Annotated in this window: 17 protein-coding genes; 10 read left to right on the top strand and 7 right to left on the bottom strand. The window is 32.5% G+C overall.

Translation table 11 applies throughout. The features are described from left to right. Positions 1-141 precede the first annotated feature (141 nt). Positions 142-825, top strand: a complete 684-nt coding sequence (locus D1817_00290; protein ID AXT18356.1) for a DNA-binding response regulator — start codon at positions 142-144, stop codon at positions 823-825. Beyond that, positions 825-1877, top strand: a complete 1053-nt coding sequence (locus tag D1817_00285; GenBank protein ID AXT18355.1) for a sensor histidine kinase — start codon at positions 825-827, stop codon at positions 1875-1877. Before D1817_00290 ends, D1817_00285 begins: the two co-directional genes overlap by 1 nt. Here D1817_00285 and D1817_00280 read toward each other — a convergent pair. Next, positions 1851-2915: a glycosyltransferase gene (locus D1817_00280; protein AXT18354.1), complete on the bottom strand. Its 1065-nt coding sequence runs from the start codon at positions 2913-2915 to the stop codon at positions 1851-1853. The genes D1817_00285 and D1817_00280 overlap by 27 nt on opposite strands. Positions 2916-2978: 63 nt before the next feature. Between D1817_00280 and trmB the strand changes: the two genes are divergently transcribed. The 6 genes from trmB to D1817_00250 all read left to right on the top strand — a co-directional run bounded on the left by trmB (position 2979) and on the right by D1817_00250 (position 8585). Beyond that, positions 2979-3659: a tRNA (guanosine(46)-N7)-methyltransferase TrmB gene (gene trmB / locus D1817_00275; GenBank protein AXT18353.1), complete on the top strand. Its 681-nt coding sequence runs from the start codon at positions 2979-2981 to the stop codon at positions 3657-3659. Beyond that, entirely contained in the window at positions 3656-4285 is a 630-nt protein-coding gene (locus D1817_00270; protein AXT18352.1) for a lysine transporter LysE, read from the top strand. Before trmB ends, D1817_00270 begins: the two co-directional genes overlap by 4 nt. Continuing rightward, positions 4286-4618, top strand: a complete 333-nt coding sequence (locus tag D1817_00265) for an MGMT family protein (protein ID AXT18351.1) — start codon at positions 4286-4288, stop codon at positions 4616-4618. It abuts the gene before it with no gap. 194 nt (positions 4619-4812) lie between these two features. Beyond that, entirely contained in the window at positions 4813-5949 is a 1137-nt protein-coding gene (locus tag D1817_00260; protein ID AXT18350.1) for an MRP family ATP-binding protein, read from the top strand. Positions 5950-5955: 6 nt separating this feature from the next. Further along, positions 5956-6195, top strand: a complete 240-nt coding sequence (locus tag D1817_00255) for a NifU family protein (GenBank protein AXT18349.1) — start codon at positions 5956-5958, stop codon at positions 6193-6195. Between the two features lie 146 nt (positions 6196-6341). Continuing rightward, entirely contained in the window at positions 6342-8585 is a 2244-nt protein-coding gene (locus D1817_00250) for a response regulator (protein ID AXT18348.1), read from the top strand. Positions 8586-8592: 7 nt separating this feature from the next. On the opposite strand, the gene D1817_00245 is transcribed toward D1817_00250, so the two are convergent. From D1817_00245 to D1817_00220, 6 genes are all read right to left on the bottom strand, one after another. After that, positions 8593-9489 (bottom strand): serine/threonine protein phosphatase, encoded by an 897-nt coding sequence (locus tag D1817_00245; GenBank protein AXT18347.1) that lies wholly within the window; start codon positions 9487-9489, stop codon positions 8593-8595. A 199-nt stretch (positions 9490-9688) separates the two neighbouring features. Then, positions 9689-10045, bottom strand: a complete 357-nt coding sequence (locus D1817_00240) for a hypothetical protein (protein ID AXT18346.1) — start codon at positions 10043-10045, stop codon at positions 9689-9691. A gap of 261 nt (positions 10046-10306) precedes the next feature. Then, positions 10307-11485 (bottom strand): acyl-CoA dehydrogenase, encoded by a 1179-nt coding sequence (locus D1817_00235; GenBank protein AXT18345.1) that lies wholly within the window; start codon positions 11483-11485, stop codon positions 10307-10309. A 39-nt stretch (positions 11486-11524) separates the two neighbouring features. Further along, positions 11525-12184, bottom strand: coding sequence for a methyltransferase domain-containing protein (locus D1817_00230; GenBank protein ID AXT18344.1), 660 nt, complete (start codon positions 12182-12184; stop codon positions 11525-11527). Positions 12185-12253: 69 nt separating this feature from the next. Further along, entirely contained in the window at positions 12254-12778 is a 525-nt protein-coding gene (rimM, locus tag D1817_00225) for a 16S rRNA processing protein RimM (GenBank protein AXT18343.1), read from the bottom strand. Between the two features lie 144 nt (positions 12779-12922). Beyond that, positions 12923-13438 carry a 30S ribosomal protein S16 gene (locus D1817_00220; protein AXT18342.1) on the bottom strand — a complete coding sequence of 172 codons (516 nt, stop codon included), beginning with the start codon at positions 13436-13438 and terminating at the stop codon, positions 12923-12925. A gap of 219 nt (positions 13439-13657) precedes the next feature. Between D1817_00220 and D1817_00215 the strand changes: the two genes are divergently transcribed. Further along, positions 13658-18046, top strand: a complete 4389-nt coding sequence (locus D1817_00215; GenBank protein ID AXT18341.1) for a DNA polymerase III subunit alpha — start codon at positions 13658-13660, stop codon at positions 18044-18046. Positions 18047-18220: 174 nt separating this feature from the next. Continuing rightward, positions 18221-18541, top strand: coding sequence for a thioredoxin (gene trxA, locus D1817_00210; GenBank protein AXT18340.1), 321 nt, complete (start codon positions 18221-18223; stop codon positions 18539-18541). The last annotated feature ends 26 nt before the right edge of the window (positions 18542-18567 follow it).

Here is an 18567-nt window from a genome sequence, read left to right as displayed (position 1 = left end):
TAAAATGCAAATTTAACAGTTTATAGGGTTAAATATATGTAATACTAGAGTTATGATTATGTTATCAATTTAAGTAAATAGTAATAGTTTTGCGATTAAGTTTATCTTTACTTTAACAAAATTTTACACTATATTGAACTAATGGAAAAAAAGAACATAAAGATATTATTAGTAGATGATGAGCCAGATATTTTGGAGATAGTTGGTTATAATTTATCTTCTGAAGGTTATAAAGTCATTACTGCAGAAAACGGTATTGAAGGCGTGAAGAAAGCGAAAAAAGAAAAACCTCAGTTAATAATTCTTGATGTAATGATGCCAGAAATGGATGGTATTGAAGCTTGTGAACAAATTCGAAAAATCCCAGAACTTAAAGATGTTTTAATTACTTTTTTAACAGCAAGAGGAGAAGATTATTCTCAAGTCGCAGGATTTGATGCTGGAGCAGACGATTATATAACAAAACCAATAAAACCTAAAGTTTTAGTTAGTAAAGTAAAAGGCTTATTGCGTCGATTTATTGATAAAGATAAAGGAGATAATAAGCTTAAAATAGGAAGTTTAACAATAGACAGAGATGAATATAAAATCTTACTTAAAGGAAAAGAAATTGTACTGCCAAGAAAAGAATTTGAATTATTATCTTTACTAACTTCTAAACCTGGAAAAGTATTTAAAAGAGACGAAATTTTAGATAAGGTTTGGGGCAATGAGGTTATTGTTGGAGGCAGAACAATAGATGTTCACATTAGAAAATTAAGAGAAAAATTAGGTGACGAATCATTTAAAACTGTCAAAGGAGTGGGATATAAGTTTGTAGTTTAATGTATAAAAAAATAAAAAGATCTTATAAGTTTGCGTTTAAATCTTCGCTAGTCATTACCATTTTTACAACACTCTTTTTGAGTGTTTTTTTATTGATTTCATATGAGTCATATACGCTAATATGGATGTATTTGTTAATTTTTGCAGCTTTTGTATTTGCAATATCATTTTTTGTAATTCAATTTCGAGTTGAACGTTTTATATATAGGCGAGTAAAGAAAATTTACGACGATTTAACGCTTTTAGAGTCCAGTTCTTTTAGTAAAGACAAAATAACAACGGATATGGTAACACTTACCAAAGAGATTGATAAGTATGCCAAAGACAAAAAATTAGAGATAGAAACTCTTAAAGTGAGAGAACAATACCGGAAAGAGTTTTTAGGCAATGTGTCTCACGAATTAAAAACACCGCTATTTACAATACAAGGCTATATTTCTACATTATTGGATGGTGCAAGTGATGATGAGAAGCTTCGAAAAAAATATTTAGAAAGAGCAGATAAAGGCGTTGAGCGCCTTACTTATATAATCAAAGATTTGGATATGATTACTAAACTCGAAATTGGAGATTTGAGTTTAAATATAGAACCTTTTGATATTGTAGAACTTATTCAGAACGTATTTGAACTTTTAGAAATGAAGGCTGCTAAAAAGAATATTAATTTAGCTTTTGATATGGATTATCCATTTCCTATAATGGTTAATGCTGATAAGGAACGCATACAACAGGTAGTAACAAATCTTATAGTTAATTCTATTAAGTATGGAGATGCATATGGTATAACAGAAGTTAGTATAGAAAACCTTATCAAAAATAAAGCAATTGTACGTATAACAGATAATGGAGAAGGTATAGGAAGTGAGCATATGCCTAGATTGTTTGAACGCTTTTATAGAGTAGATAAAAGTGGATCTAGAAAAGAAGGAGGCTCAGGCTTAGGTTTAGCTATTGTAAAGCATATTATTGAGGCACATGATGAACGTATATATGTAGAAAGCGAGCTGGGTATTGGCAGTGAGTTCTCATTTACTATCGAAAAGGCGGAATAATAATTTAAAATCTACCGTATTCTTATTAAAAAAAGACAACCCTTTGTAATTTGAGATTCGATTGAGTTGCTTTAAATTAAAATGACTTTGCTTACACATGGGAGCAAAATTTAATTGTTCAAGGCGTTTTGCTAAATATTCTTGTTCAAATTGCCCCGGAGTAGGTATAAAAAATGCTTTTTTTCCTAATTTAACCAAATCCATTACTGATGTATAACCAGAACGGCATAAAATTAAATCACTTTGATTTATCGCAAGTTGTAAAGCATCACTTTGCATAAAATTAACAATAGTAATGTTATTTTTAATCGTTGTTTTTTGTTCGTTTTCTATTTTTCCTTTAACAAAAAGTACTTTTCCTTTATAATCTTTTAGTTTATTTAGTAATAATTTTTCAAAAATAGAACGTTGTGGCTCAGGCCCAGAAAGCATTACAAAGAGATTATATTTATTAGAAGTTTGAATTTCTTTAAACCTGCTTAAAACTCCTATATATTTTAAATTAAATTTAGGGTAGTTTAAATGCCCTAGTTTGCCACTTAAACTGAGTTTCTCATTATTATCTGGGATCCAACATTGATCAAACTTTTTAATAAAAAAATGATGTAATTTCGAACTTAAAAAAGTTGTAAAACCACTTAATACATGTAATTGATGTGTGATATATACAGAGGGGATAACTTTAGAAAACACTCCTAATCTGTTATCAGAAATAATTCCATCAATACGATATGATGCAATGATTGTATCTGTTTTTTTTTGTTCTTTATAAACGGCTTTTAGTATTTTTAAACTTCTAAAGAGTAGTTTAATTCTGAATAAGCTTCCATTCTTAGGGTATTTTATATGATATGAAGGGAGTTCAATAGTCGTTAAGTTGGGAAACTCTTTTTTTAATAAAAGTAAAGCTTTACCATCACTAGCTATGATGGGCTCAAAGTGATGTGCTATCAATTCATTTATAATAGGAATACATCTTGTGGCGTGTCCTAACCCCCAATTTAAAGGAGCAATTAAAATACGTTTTTTAAAACCCATAAAAAACAAAGATAAGCGAATTAGTTTTTTTAATTTTACCGCTTAGTTATCTTAAAGCATAAAGTGGGAAGTAAAAATAAACTTAAGCGATTTAGAGAGAACGATACATTTGATAACGTTTTTCAACCAACCCGTTCCGAATTAGTAGATGCGAATTATTCACTTAAAGGAAATTGGAATACTACATTTTTTAAAAATAATAACCCTTTGGTGTTAGAATTGGGTTGTGGTAAAGGAGAATATACTATTGGATTAGCTCAAAAATACCCAGATAAAAATTTTATTGGTATTGATATTAAAGGAGCACGTTTTTGGCGAGGAGCTAAAACAGCTATAGAAGATAAAATGCCTAATGTTGCTTTTATACGAACACAAATTGAATTGGTAGAATATATTTTTGCCGCTCAAGAAGTAGACGAAATCTGGATCACATTTCCTGATCCACAAATAAAATATAAGAGAACTAAACACCGAATGACAAATACTACATTTTTAAAACGCTATAAATCTATTTTAAAACCAGAAGGTGTTGTGAATTTAAAAACGGATAGTGAGTTTATGCATGGTTATACTCTTGGATTACTACATGGCGAAGGGCATGAAGTACTATATGCAAACCATGATGTGTACCGTCAAGAAGGAAGTCCTGAAGAAGTAACGAATATTCAAACATTTTATGAAAAGCAATATTTAGAGCATAATAAACCAATTACGTATATTAGATTTAAAATTAAAGACTATTGAATATCACTCTAATATTTTTTCTTGGGCTAATTATAGCATTAGTAGGTGTTATTCCTCCAGGATTGCTTAATGTATCGGCGGCTAAGATAAGTTTAAAAGAAGGATATAGTCGAGGAATTGTATTTTCGATAGGAGTTTGTATTACAGTTGCTTTTCAGACTTATATTGCTATAATTTTTGCGAGATATTTGAGTAATCATCCGGATATTGTTGAGGTGTTAAAGCAAGTTGCTTTAGTTATTTTTATCTTGATTACCATTTACTATTTCTTTTTTGCAAAAAAAGATACAAAAGCAGATGTAAATACAAATGGGAGAAGTAAAAAGAGCCGTTTATTTTTAGGTATTTTTATGTCTGCGATTAATGTATTTCCAATTCCATATCAAGCTTATATGGGGATTACATTGGCAACGTTTGGATTATTAAATTTTGAACAGATAAGTATTATTTCGTATGTCGCTGGAGCGATGTCAGGAACTTTTGTAATGCTTTATATTTATATTTTCTTTTTCGAAAGAATTAAGAATAAAAAATTTACAACTCAAAAAAATATGAATTATCTCATTGGTGGAATTACAGGAGCAATTTCTATAGTGACACTAATTAGTATTATAATGAATTTATAAATGAAAGTAGAAACCACTAACTTTTTTGATCGCGTTTACGAAGTTGCTAAATTAATTCCTTATGGTAGAATTACAAGCTACGGAGCTATTGCTACATATTTAGGCGCAGCTCGTAGTGCAAGAATGGTAGGCTATGCCATGAATGGTTCTGGAGGAAAAGATGTGCCAGCACATCGTGTGGTTAATAGAAAAGGATTGCTTACAGGAAAACATCATTTTGATGGTACTAATTTAATGCAACAACTATTAGAAAGTGAAGGGATAGAAGTTATAGACAATCAGATTCAAAATATGGAAAAACATTATTGGGACCCTTCTAAAGAACTGCTTTAGTTTTTAAATTCCATATCACTATTTAGCTTCAAAACACAAAATAATTAATAGCTAATTCTTAACAAATCATTTGTATTTGACGCTTCACGGTTTAAACATTTCGCTGTATCTTTGCATATTAGAATGAATCTAAATTAATGGATTTCAGATTTATTTAATAACAAAAAACAGATGTTTTTTATAGGGAATAGAACATGAAACTTAATAAAGAAGATATATTAAAAGCTCTTGAAGCGATTACTGTACCTGGTGAAGGACAGAATATGATAGAAAGCGGAGCTATAAAAAATGTAATTACTTTTGGAGATGAAGTAATTGTAGATATTACTATTACAAATGCAAGCTTACAAGCCAAAAGACGTACTGAAGCAGATATTGTAAAGGTTATTCAGGAAAATGTGTTTGAGAAAGCGCAGGTAAAAGTAAATATAAAAGTAGAAGCACCTCCAGCAGCACCGGCACCAAATGTTATTAAAGGAAAAAGTATTCCTGGAATTCAAAATATAATAGCAGTAGCATCAGGTAAAGGAGGCGTTGGTAAATCTACAGTAACAGCTAATTTAGCAGTAACTCTAGCTAAAATGGGCTTTAAAGTTGGGATTTTAGATGCTGATATTTACGGACCATCAGTTCCTATTATGTTTGATGTTGAATTAGAACGCCCATTGGCAGTAACTGTAGATGGAAAATCTAAAATGAAACCTGTTGAAAATTATGGTGTAAAAGTATTATCTATTGGATTTTTTACCAAACCGGATCAAGCTGTAGTATGGAGAGGACCTATGGCCGCTAAAGCATTAAATCAAATGATTTTTGATGCCCATTGGGGGGAGCTCGATTTTATGCTGTTGGATTTACCTCCAGGAACAGGAGATATTCATTTAAGTATTATGCAATCACTTCCAATAACTGGTGCTGTGGTAGTAAGTACACCTCAAAATGTAGCTTTAGCTGATGCTAAGAAAGGAGTAGCAATGTTCCAACAAGATAGTATTAACGTGCCAGTATTAGGTATTATCGAAAATATGGCCTATTTTACACCAGAAGAATTACCAGATAATAAATACTATTTATTTGGTAAAGAAGGAGCTAAGCATTTATCTGAAGATTTAGATGTTCCATTTTTAGGAGAGTTGCCATTAATACAAAGTATTCGTGAAGCAGGAGATGTTGGTCGTCCTGCAGCATTACAAGAATCTGGACCTATAGAAAGTGCTTTTGAGATAATTACACAAAATGTTGTGCAGGAAGTAGTAAAACGTAACGATAATTTACCACCAACAGAAGCTATAAAGATCACAACAATGGCTGGATGCTCAGCAGTAAAATAATATAATATGACTTCAAAAGAGATTAGAACCAATGTAGAGAAAGCTTTAGAGGAAATCAGACCTTTTTTACAAAGTGATGGAGGTGATATTTCTCTTGTGAGTATTGAAAACGATAAACTCGTAAAAGTGCAACTAGAAGGTGCTTGTATCAGTTGTACGGTTAACCAAATGACCCTAAAATCTGGAGTTGAAATGACCATTAAAAAGTATGCTCCTCAAATAGAAGAAGTTATCAATATTGCTTAAATCTAAAGAATACTCCTATAAACTTATCTTCTAAATACTTAATTTTTGAGTAGGGTCTGAAATGTTAAAATTTTTATATTAACGAATTGTTAACTAAATACATAACCTCAATAAAGTAGTTTTGACATAACCCAGATTGCCCAAAAATGAAAAACCTACTTTTAAGATTTGCCTCTTTTAGAGTTCAAATCATCTTAACTGCATTTGCAGTAATCCTCCTATTTGGTATATGGATAAGCCATTATCTATACGTGGGGGATAAAACTCAAACTTTGAATACACTTAACTATCAGCTACAAAAAGTATCAAATAGCTTTAGTAAGAATGTTCAAAATTTCCAAGCTTTTGCCCATATGGGTTATAAAAATCGTGCGTTGTATGAGCAAGGAACCGAAGAGCATATTGAAAAATATTTTAGAAGACTAAATGTTATAAAAACAAGAATAGATGATATTCAAGATACATCTAATCAATATAACATGGATATAAGTGAACCTATAGATACCTTGTCTTTAAAATTAAATTCTTTACAAAACTTAAGTTTAAAATTTAAAGATATTATCTTAATCCGTGGATTTAACGATTATGGTGTAGAAGGAGAAATGCATATTATAACCCATCAATTAGAAAATCACTCAACGTTAGATAAATCAACGTTGTTGGAGTTGCGTCGTCACGAAAAAGATTACCTAATGCGTGGAGAAACTATTTATAAGCAACAATTTGTAATGCTAATAAATACTTTAATTAAGGATGATAAAGTTGATAAAAACACAAAAGGACTACTCGAAAATTATAACCTTAATTTCAATAAACTAGTCAATTTAAATTTGCAATTAGGTTTAACCAAAACCACAGGTTTTTATGCTGATGTTGAGAACGCTCATGCCGAGATCGAAAAGACATTTCTTAATATTATTGAATTGTCTAAAAATAGAATTTTGTTATTGCAAGACAGATTGTTTTTATGGCAACTCATTCAAACGTTTTTAATAGCGTTGCTAATGATCACTCTAAGTTTCTTGGTGTCTAGATATTCAAAAAAGGACTTAAAAAACCTCTCTTTAGATATAACACACTACATTAAATCAAACTTTAAAAATCATACTCCTACTATTCGTAAAAAATCGAATATTAAAGAGATAGTAGCTTTAAATAATAACTATAATTCGTTAAAAGAAAAGTTTGAAATAAACATAAAACAGTTAGAAGAAACTACAGAAAAGGCTAAAAAAACTTCAGAACTCAAAACACAATTTCTGGCAAATATGAGCCATGAAATTCGTTCGCCACTTAATGGTGTTATTGGGATGCTTAATTTGGTAAAATCTCAAGATTTAAGTGCACAGCAATTAGAATATATGGAGATTGCAGAGAATAGTGCGGATCATCTTATGGAATTGGTAGATATGATCTTGGATCATTCAAAACTGCAAACAGGAATGTTTGAGCTAAACAAATACTCACTAAACTTAAAAAGAGAACTTAATAAATTAGTGCGTCTTTTTGAGTATCGAGCACTCGATAAAAATGTTCAACTCAAGTTTTCTTTTGACCCAGCCATTGAGAATAATATACTAGGAGATAACTTACGTATTCAACAAGTATTAATTAATCTTTTAGACAATGCTATTAAATTTACAGATGAAGGTAATATACTGTTAGAAGCAGAGTTGGTTAGTAGAAAAGACGACATACAAAATGTTAGATTTAAAGTAACCGATTCGGGGATTGGTATAGATACAGATAAAGCAAAAAATATCCTAAGTGCTTTTGAGCAAGTAGACCCTACCAATACACGTAAATATGGCGGTACAGGTCTTGGGTTAACTATAGCACATCAGATTATAAAATTAATGGATGGACGTTTAAATATAATGAACAACCCTAAACAAGGTTCTTGTTTTTATTTTGAGATTCCATTAAGTATCGATAAGAGCAAAGTATTATTATCAGAAAAAGAACTTAATTATTTAAAAGTGCCTACAGATTATAATCGTAGTAAGGTACTTATAGCTGAAGATAATCTTATCAATCAAAAAGTGATTGTTAATTTCCTTAAAAAACTAAATATAGAGGCAGATGTTGCTAAAAACGGATTGGAAGCATTATCTTTTTTTAAAAGACATGAATACGATATGATATTTATGGATTTGCATATGCCAGTGATGGATGGATATACTTCGGTTACAGAAATAAAAAGACTGTCAAAATACAGCGAAAATCCAATACCTATTATTGCAGTAACGGCTAGTGCTTTTGATGAAGATAAAGCAAAGTCCCTAGCACATGGGATGCATGATTTTATTGCAAAACCTGTTATTTTTAATAAATTACAGGAAACAATTTTTAAACATATGAGCGACGAGTTTAAAAGTGCTGCGGTTTAAAGTCAAGTTATTGTATATAATCTACTAATTTTTGAGGACCTTCAAGGAGTACTCTATCAATCTGTAGCGTACCATCTTCTTCGGTAGCGATATGCCATTTAATGAGTGAAATTTCACCGTTTTCAACTTCTATACCCGTAATACTACGCGGGTGTACACAACTCCCGTCATTAAAAAAAGGTAATTCATCAGGTGATGGAAAACGTGGGCGATGGGTATGTCCAACAATGGTAAGTTGGTTATTATTGTTTACGATCCATTTTTTTATACGTCGTTCAATACGAATCATTTCTTTATAATTTTTTGCAGGACTCGTAGGATCTGCAATACCCATAATTTGTAAAGGTTTCCAAAGGATACGTACCATTGCTCTGCTCCATTTCCAAAAATCATAATTCCACCAATCTGCTTGATGGCCATGTGTTAAAAAGAGTTTTTGCCCTGTATCGCTATGTTTTAAAATAAGTGCTTCATGATATGTAATTCCTTTAAAAAGTGGGATGTCTTTTCCGGTACGTGTATCAAAATAAGTAGACAGATGTTTTTTAATGTAATTGGGATTGCGATATACCATATCGTGGTTTCCCCAGATCATATGCAGACGTTGCTGTGTGTAAAATTCTTTAATAAGCATATATGCATCTTTATGTGCATAAAAAATAGATTCGAATTTTAAGTTTTCCCAAAGCTCATCACCATCACCCAGTTCGCAATAAGTAAAACCTTCATCCAGATAATGTTTTAAGGCATACAAGTAAATATTACGGTTATTCGCAAAATCGTCTGCAAAACTATTATCCCCACGGTGGCAATCACTAAACAAGATAAACTTATCAGTATCATTAAATGGCACCACTTTAGCATTAGTATATGCTCGATCTAATTTAAGTTTGGAAGAAAACATAGCTAAAAATAAGCTAAAATTCTTTTAATGATTAAACAATTGACTATTAGTGTTTTGATTGTATGATATGTAATCTTGCATATTGTATAAATAAAATATTTAGTATAATTTCAATTATATACAAAAATAGCAACCCATTATAGGTTGCTATTTGATACTAAGATTCTCAACTCTCTCTTTAATAGAATAATTTATATTGTTAAGCTGCTTTTAGTTCCGATTTATGCATACTTACTACAAGTAGTACTGCAGCGCCATTAATCCAATAAAAATAAGCATCTAACCCTTTGAAAGAGAAAACAAAAGGAACTAAGATGAAGACTACAGCTACTAAAAAGTCAACAATTAAATGAAATCGATAAGGAATAACCCGAATTGCTCCTAATTGATGATCTGTTAATAATGTTAAAATAAATGCTGCAATTCCAGTAGCAACAGAGATTTGTAAAGCTAAAGGATTGGTGCTACCTAATCCTAATAAAAATGGAAGAACTATTAAAGCAATAGCAACTGGATAATCTAAAAAAGCGTGTATTTTTTTTGTGACAAAACCCATAGTGTTATGTATTAAAAAGTTATTAAAATAATAATGTTAAACAGTCAAATTCTAATGATATGACTCTAGGTAAAGTCGCAGTTTTGAGTTTCGCTTACAGGTATTTGTACGAATTAACTTTAATTAACAGAGAACTTAATACGAATTAACTTCTTTTTTAGAAAAGGAGAATAAAAAAAGCACCAACTAAACGTTGATGCTTTTTTTATTTAATATAGTCTTCACACCTGAATAAATAAGATGTAGAAACAACGATGCCTGTTATTTAAATGCATTTAAACCAGTAACATCCAATCCTGTAATCAATAAATGGATATCATGTGTTCCTTCGTAAGTAATTACACTTTCTAAATTCATAGAATGACGCATGATCGAATATTCTCCAGAGATTCCCATACCACCTAACATTTGACGTGCTTCACGTGCAATATTTATTGCCATATCTACATTATTACGTTTTGCCATAGAGATCTGCGCAGAGGTCGCTGTACCGTTATTACGCATCACACCAAGCTTCCAGGCTAATAACTGCGCTTTGGTAATTTCGGTAATCATCTCGGCCAATTTTTTTTGTTGTAATTGAAATCCACCGATTGGTTTCCCAAATTGTAACCGTTCTTTACTATATCTTAGAGCGGTATCGTAACAATCCATAGCTGCGCCTATTGCACCCCAAGCAATACCAAAACGAGCAGAATCTAAGCAACCTAATGGTGCCCCTAACCCTGATTTGTTAGGTAATAAATTTTCTTTAGGGACTTTTACATTATCAAAAATAAGTTCACCAGTGGCACTGGCACGTAATGACCATTTGTTATGTGTTTCTGGAGTAGAGAAACCCTCCATGCCACGTTCTACAATAAGTCCGTGTATACGCCCTTCTTCATTTTTTGCCCAAACTACAGCCACTTGTGCAAAAGGGGCATTTGAGATCCACATTTTAGCACCATTTAAAAGATAATGATCACCCATATCTTTAAAATTAGTAACCATACCACCAGGATTAGAGCCATGATCAGGTTCTGTTAATCCAAAACAGCCCATCCATTCACCACTGGCTAATTTTGGCAAGTATTTATTGCGTTGTTCTTCGTTACCGTACTTCCAAATAGGATACATCACTAATGATGATTGTACTGATGCGGTTGAGCGAACTCCAGAATCACCACGTTCGATCTCTTGCATAATCAATCCATAAGAAATTTGATCTAGTCCAGCGCCACCATATTGCTCAGGAATATAAGGTCCGAAAGCACCAATTTCTGCTAATCCGTTAACAATTTGTGTTGGAAACTCTGCACGCTGTGCATAATCTTCTATAATTGGAGAGACATCACGCTTTACCCATTCACGCGCTGCATCACGTACTAATTTATGTTCGTCTGTTAATAGTTCGTCAAGATTGTAATAATCTGGAGCTTCAAATAAATCTGGCTTCATTGTATAGAATATTGTTTGGAAAGCAAATGTAACGAATTGTTACATTTTTAAATAAAAATCTTGAGTAAGATTAACATAGTCTTGGGTGTATTGATGGCGTTCGGTTTCGATAATAAGTTCATCAATATTGATTTCACTGTTACTGAATGAGAATTCTAAAAGACTGCGTTTAATTTCAGAATTAGGATTTCCTTTAATATGTAAGATACGATTTGAGAATAAATTAAAATTTGATGCAAGTTTAATAAAATTCTCTTCTTCTTTAAACGGAATAATGACTATAAATTTTCCTGTTTCAGATAACAATTTTGAAGCACTTTCTAATAGATGAGTAAAAGGCATGGCATCTTCAAAACGTGCGAGATCACGTTTAGAGTTATCGGTTTTATAATTTTCAGAATAAAATGGTGGATTGGAAACAATGAGATCGTAGGTGTCATCAATCTCATCAGCAAATTCTTCAAGCGATGCGTGATAGCAAAACAAGCGATCTCCCCAAGGGGAGTTTTCAAAATTTTCAACAGATTGCTCATAGGCATCTTCATCAATTTCTAAAGCGTCCACGACTTCTGCATTACTACGTTGTGCCAGCATTAAAGCAATCACTCCAGTGCCACTTCCAATATCTAATATCGCAAAAGGTTGATGCTCTAGATTAGCCCAAGCACCCAGTAAAACACCATCAGTGCCAATTTTCATTGCGCAGCGATTTTGGGTCACTTCAAATTCTTTGAATCGAAAAATTTCATTTTTCACAAGTACCAATTTTTAAAGATATAAATCAATAAGTCCTTCTGGAGTTTCGACCACTATAGTTTTTGCTTTACGATCTACTTTTGAGATGAACTCATCGTTCATCGGAATTAAAATTTCAATTCCATCTCTATCAATTTCAAATAAAGCTTGAGCAGTACTATCATTAATTCCTTTAATAATACCAACAATTCCGAAATTAATGTCTTTAATAGTAAAACCAATGACTTCGTGATAGTAAAATTTGTCACCTTCTAATTTAGGAAGTAGCTCTAAAGGTAGGTATACATCACTTTTTAATAAAGCATCTGCATCAGCTTCAGTATCTACATCTTCAAACTGTACACGTAGTAAATCGGATTTATGAAGCTGAGAACTTTCAATAAAAAAGGGTAAGAACGTATTGCGTACAGAAATAAAAACAGCACCTAAATTCTCGTATAATTCTGGTTGATCTGTATCTAATTTTATAAGGAGTTCTCCTTTAAAGCTGTATTTTTTTACAATTTTTCCTAAATAAAAACAATCGTCAATTGTCATAGCAAATCATTTATTTGTTATTCTCGCGTAGGCGAGAATCTTTTTATGGGAGTATATTTTACTCTATTGTTAAGAGTCACTATTGAAAATAAAAAACTCCGATAGAGTCTATCGGAGTTTAAAAGTATAAAAACATTTTTTGTTTTATTCTTCTTCGTTAGAAGCATCTGCTTCAGCAGCCGGAGCTTCTTCTGCAACTTCTTCTTCAACAACAGGAGCAGCGGCAGCAATTCTTGCTTCATTTACTGCTTTTTCTGCTTCTAAAGCTTTTGCTTTAGCATCTGCTTGTGCTTTTGCTAAATCACCTTCTTTAGATTCAACTTTAGCTGCTTTTTCATCTAACCAAGCTTGGAATTTCTTCTCAGCTTCTTCTTCTGTTAAAGCACCTTTTCTAACGCCTCCTGCTAAGTGATTTTTTAATAAAGCACCTTTATAAGATAAAATTGCTCTTGCGGTATCAGTAGGTTGTGCTCCATTTTGAAGCCATTTTACTGCACCATCAACATCTAAATCTATAATTGCTGGGTTAACGTTTGGATTGTAAGTTCCTAATTTTTCAAGAAATTTACCATCTCTTTTTGATCTTGCATCTGCTGCTACGATCCAGTAAAAAGGTTTTCCTTTTTTACCGTGTCTTTGTAATCTTACTTTTACTGGCATATAATTAATTTATGAGGTTCTCGACCTCTGTTATTAATGAGGGTGCAAATATAATACATTTTTCTAATTGTTAATTAATTAGATTACTTTTTTTAAAGTGCTGAAATTAAGTTAAAAACAAAATGATTTTTGTTTACAAATGTTCATAACTTTTAGCTGTAATAAGAAGGATTTATATGTATTTTTAATGCTCTTGTTTATTGAGATAAAACAGCATCTATGTACTTAATTTTTGATACAGAAACCACAGGGTTACCAAAGCGATTTAACGCTCCGATTACTGATACAGATAATTGGCCACGTTGTATACAAATTGCATGGCAATTGCATGATGAAATGGGAAACTGTATTGAAAGTCAAGATTATTTGGTGCAACCAGATGGGTTTAATATTCCTTATGATGCAGAGAAAATTCACGGAATTTCTACAGAATTAGCCCAAGAGCAGGGAATTCCTTTAGTCGAAATGCTAGAGAAATTTAATGAAGCTTTAGGGAAAGCGAAATTTGTAGTTGGGCAGAATGTAAAGTTCGATCTTAATATCATGGGGTGTGAATTTTTTAGAGAAGATATCACTAATCCATTACAAGAATTACCAGTTTTAGATACCTGTACAGAATACACAGCAGAATTATGTAAGATTCCTGGAGGGCGCGGCGGAAAATTTAAATTACCAACACTTACAGAGTTACATCAATTTTTATTTGATACTCCATTTGGGGAAGCACATAATGCAACTGCCGATGTTGAAGCAACAACACGTTGTTTTTTCGAACTTATTCGGTTAAAAAAATACACTAAAGAGCAGTTAGATGTAGCACCAGATTATTTTGAGAGGTTTTCTCAAGCAAATCCAAAACAAATTCAACTTATTGGATTAAAGCATATTAATCTTAAACAAGCTTCGGCAAAGATTAATGAGCGTATTGCTAAAGAACAAGCACAACAAGATAAATTTCAAGAGGATAGCGCTGTAGATATTGCTTCTCTAAACGCTTTAGATTTTGTGCATTTACATAACCACTCACAATTTTCAGTATTACAATCTACTATTAGTATTAAAGATTTAGTGGCTTCGGCAGCAAAACATCATATGCCTGCTGTAGCGTTAACCGATCATGCTAATATGATGGGAGCTTTTCACTTTGTGAAAGAAGTAAAAAATCACAACAGAGCTGTAAAAGAGAAAAATGCAGAAGCTGAAGCAAAAGGGGAAGCACCCGTTGCAAAAGAGATAAAACCTATTTTAGGATGTGAGTTTTTTGTTTGTGACGATCACACCAATAAATCACAAAAAGATTATGGATACCAAATCGTACTGATCGCAAAAAATAAGAATGGCTATCAGAACTTAGCAAAAATGTCATCTATCGCTTATACAGATGGATTTTATTATGTCCCTCGAATAGATAAAAAAGTTATTGAACAATACAAGGAAGATATTTTAGTACTTACGGGAAACCTCTATGGAGAAGTACCTAGTAAAGTGCTTAATGTTGGTGAAAAACAGGCTGAAGAAGCCTTGGTTTGGTGGAAAGAACAGTTTGGTGGAGACTTGTATTTAGAGTTGATGGAGCATGGGCAAGAAGACGAAAAGCGTGCAAACCAAGTATTAAAACAGCTTGCCAAAAAACATGATGTAAAAGTAGTAGCTACTAATAACACTTATTACTGTGAGCAAGAAGATGCTAATGCACACGATATTTTATTATGTGTAAAAGATGGTGAGAAGCAGGCAACCCCTATAGGTCGAGGTCGAGGATATCGTTATGGGTTACCAAATCAAGAATATTATTTCAAGTCTTCAGACGAAATGAAAGACTTGTTTAAACATACACCTGAAGCAATTATAAATATTCAAGAAGTTGTAGATAAAATTGAAGCTTTTGAATTGGCGAGAGATGTCTTGCTTCCTAAGTTTGATATTCCAGAGAAATTTAAATCTGAAGAAGATGAAGTAGATGGTGGGAAACGTGGTGAGAATGCATTCTTAAAACACTTAACTTTTGAAGGTGCAAAAATAAGATATGGCGAAATTACAGAAGAGATAAAAGAACGTCTTGATTTTGAGTTAAGCGTAATAGAGAATACAGGATATCCAGGATACTTTTTAATTGTTGAAGATTTTATTCGTGAAGCGAGAAACATGGATGTGTCTGTAGGTCCAGGACGTGGATCGGCAGCTGGATCTGTAGTAGCATACTGCCTTTGGATTACCAATATAGATCCTCTTAAATACGATTTGCTTTTTGAGCGTTTCTTAAATCCAGATCGTATAAGTATGCCAGATATTGATATTGATTTTGATGATGAAGGTCGTGGTCGCGTGATGGATTATGTAATTGATAAGTATGGATCTAATCAGGTAGCACAAATTATTACTTATGGTACGATGGCGGCAAAATCATCTATTCGAGATACGGCTCGAGTATTAGATTTACCATTGGGAGATGCTGATAGGATTTCGAAACTAATTCCGACAATGTCTAAGTTGGGAAAAATATTTGGAGTTCCTGAAAAGGAATTACGAAGTAAGTTTAGAGCTGAAGATCTAGAAAAAGTAAATGAGCTTTTAAATATTTCTGAAGGAAATGATCTGGAAGCTGAAACTGTAAATCAAGCACGTATCTTAGAGGGTTCAGTGCGTAATACGGGGATTCATGCTTGTGGTGTAATTATCACTCCAGATGACATTACCAATTTCGTACCCGTAGCTGTTGCAAAAGATTCCGACTTATATGTTACACAATTTGATAACTCTGTTGTAGAGGATGCAGGTCTATTAAAAATGGATTTTTTAGGATTAAAAACCCTAACCTTAATTAAAGACACGGTTAAAATTGTAAAAGCAAAGCACAATATCCTTTTAGATCCTGATAATTTTTCTTTGGATGATGAAGAAACTTATGCCTTATTCCAACGTGGAGAAACTGTAGGGATATTTCAATACGAATCTCCAGGAATGCAAAAGCATTTAAAAGATTTAAAGCCAACAGTTTTTGATGATTTAATTGCAATGAATGCACTCTATAGACCAGGGCCTATGGAGTATATTCCTAGTTTTATTAATCGTAAACACGGTACCGAAACGATTGAGTATGATCTTCCAGAAATGGAAGAATACCTAAAGCAAACCTATGGAATTACAGTATATCAAGAGCAGGTAATGTTGCTTTCACAGAAATTAGCTGATTTTACAAGAGGTGAGGCAGATGTGTTACGAAAAGCCATGGGGAAAAAGCAAAAAGCTGTTCTGGATAAAATGAAACCTAAGTTTATTTCTCAAGCAGCTGCCAAAGGAATGGATGAGAAAAAGCTTGAGAAAATATGGAAAGACTGGGAAGCTTTTGCGAGCTATGCGTTTAATAAATCGCACTCTACATGTTATGCTTGGATTGCTTACCAAACCGCATATTTAAAAGCACATTATCCAGCAGAGTATATGGCAGCAGTACTGTCTAATAATATGAATGATATTAAATCGGTAACCTTTTTTATGGAAGAGTGCAAGCGTATGAAACTGAATGTGCTTGGGCCAGATGTAAATGAATCCTATTATAAATTCTCAGTAAATCAAGATAATGCTGTGCGCTTTGGAATGGGCGCAATAAAAGGAGTAGGGAGTGGTGCTGTAGCTACTATAGTAGAACATCGTAAAACAGATGCTGGACCTTACAAATCTATTTTTGATATGGCAAAGCGTATTGATTTACGTGCCGCTAATAAAAAAGCATTTGAAAATCTAGCCAATGCAGGTGCATTTGATAGTTTTGATGCCCATCGTGCACAGTATTTTCACGATACAGGTGATGGAATTACCTTTTTAGAAAAAACAATTCGTTATGCAAATAAATATCAGGAGAATGAGAATTCTGCGCAAGTAAGTTTATTTGGTGAAGCTAGCGATGTACAAATTCCCGAACCTGAAGTGCCGCCATGTGAAGAATGGGGAACGATGGAAAAATTAGCACGCGAGCGTGAAGTAGTAGGGATTTATATTTCTGGACATCCGTTAGATGACTTTAAAACTGAAATGAAAACTTTTTGCAATGCAACTTTAGCAATGTTCAATAATTTAGAACCTTATGTAAATCGTGAACTTACTTTTGGAGGCGTCGTAACCGATGTACAGCATCGTGTAAGCAAACAAGGAAAAGGCTGGGCATTATTTACTGTAGAAGATTATACAGATACATTTGAGTTCAGGATTTTTGGTGAAGAGTATCTTAAATACAGGCATTTTTTATTGCGTAACAGCTTTGTGTATGTCCGTTCCTATGTAAAAGAAGGTTGGGTAAATAGAGAGACAGGTAAAAAGAGTGATCCTCGAATTCAGTTTAGTAACTTTCAATTATTACATGATGTGATGGATGTGTATGCTAAAAAACTATCCATACAATTAAATATAAAAGATATACAAGGTGAGCGTATTAAGAAATTAAAAGAATTGATGAATATGCACCCTGGAAATCATATGTTAAACTTTTTGATCTACGATAATGAAGAAAGTATTAAATTGCAAATGCCTAGCAGAAAACAAAAAGTAAAGATTTCTCAAGAACTGTTAGAAGAATTAGAAGCACAGAAGGTATATTATAAGTTGAACTAATGCTGTGTAACAGCATTATATTAATGCATTCAAAGCATTATAAAACAATAATATAGGTTATAAATTAAAATAATATACGAATAGTTAAAATTAATAAAGGTATTGTAAGCTTTGACTTATTTTTTGACTAATATTGCAGATTAAAGTATTAAATAGAAAATTAAATTAGATATTATGGCATTAGAAATAACAGATGCAACGTTTGAAGAAACGGTATTGAAAAGTGATAAACCAGTATTGGTTGATTTTTGGGCTGCATGGTGTGGGCCTTGCAGAATGGTTGGACCGGTAATCGAACAAATAAGTGAAGAATACGAAGGAAAAGCTGTTGTTGGTAAGGTAGATGTTGATGCTAATCAAGAATTCGCAGCAAAATATGGTGTGCGTAACATTCCTACTGTTTTAGTATTTCAAAATGGTGAAGTTGTAGGACGTCAAGTTGGTGTTGCACCAAAAAATGTTTATACAGAAGCAATAGACGGGTTACTTGTATAAATACTAAAGTTTATACAAATAGAGAT

This window comes from Flavobacteriaceae bacterium, assembly GCA_003443635.1.
Classification (GTDB): Bacteria; Bacteroidota; Bacteroidia; order Flavobacteriales; family Flavobacteriaceae; genus AU392.
This window is presented reverse-complemented; position numbering and strand designations above follow the sequence as displayed.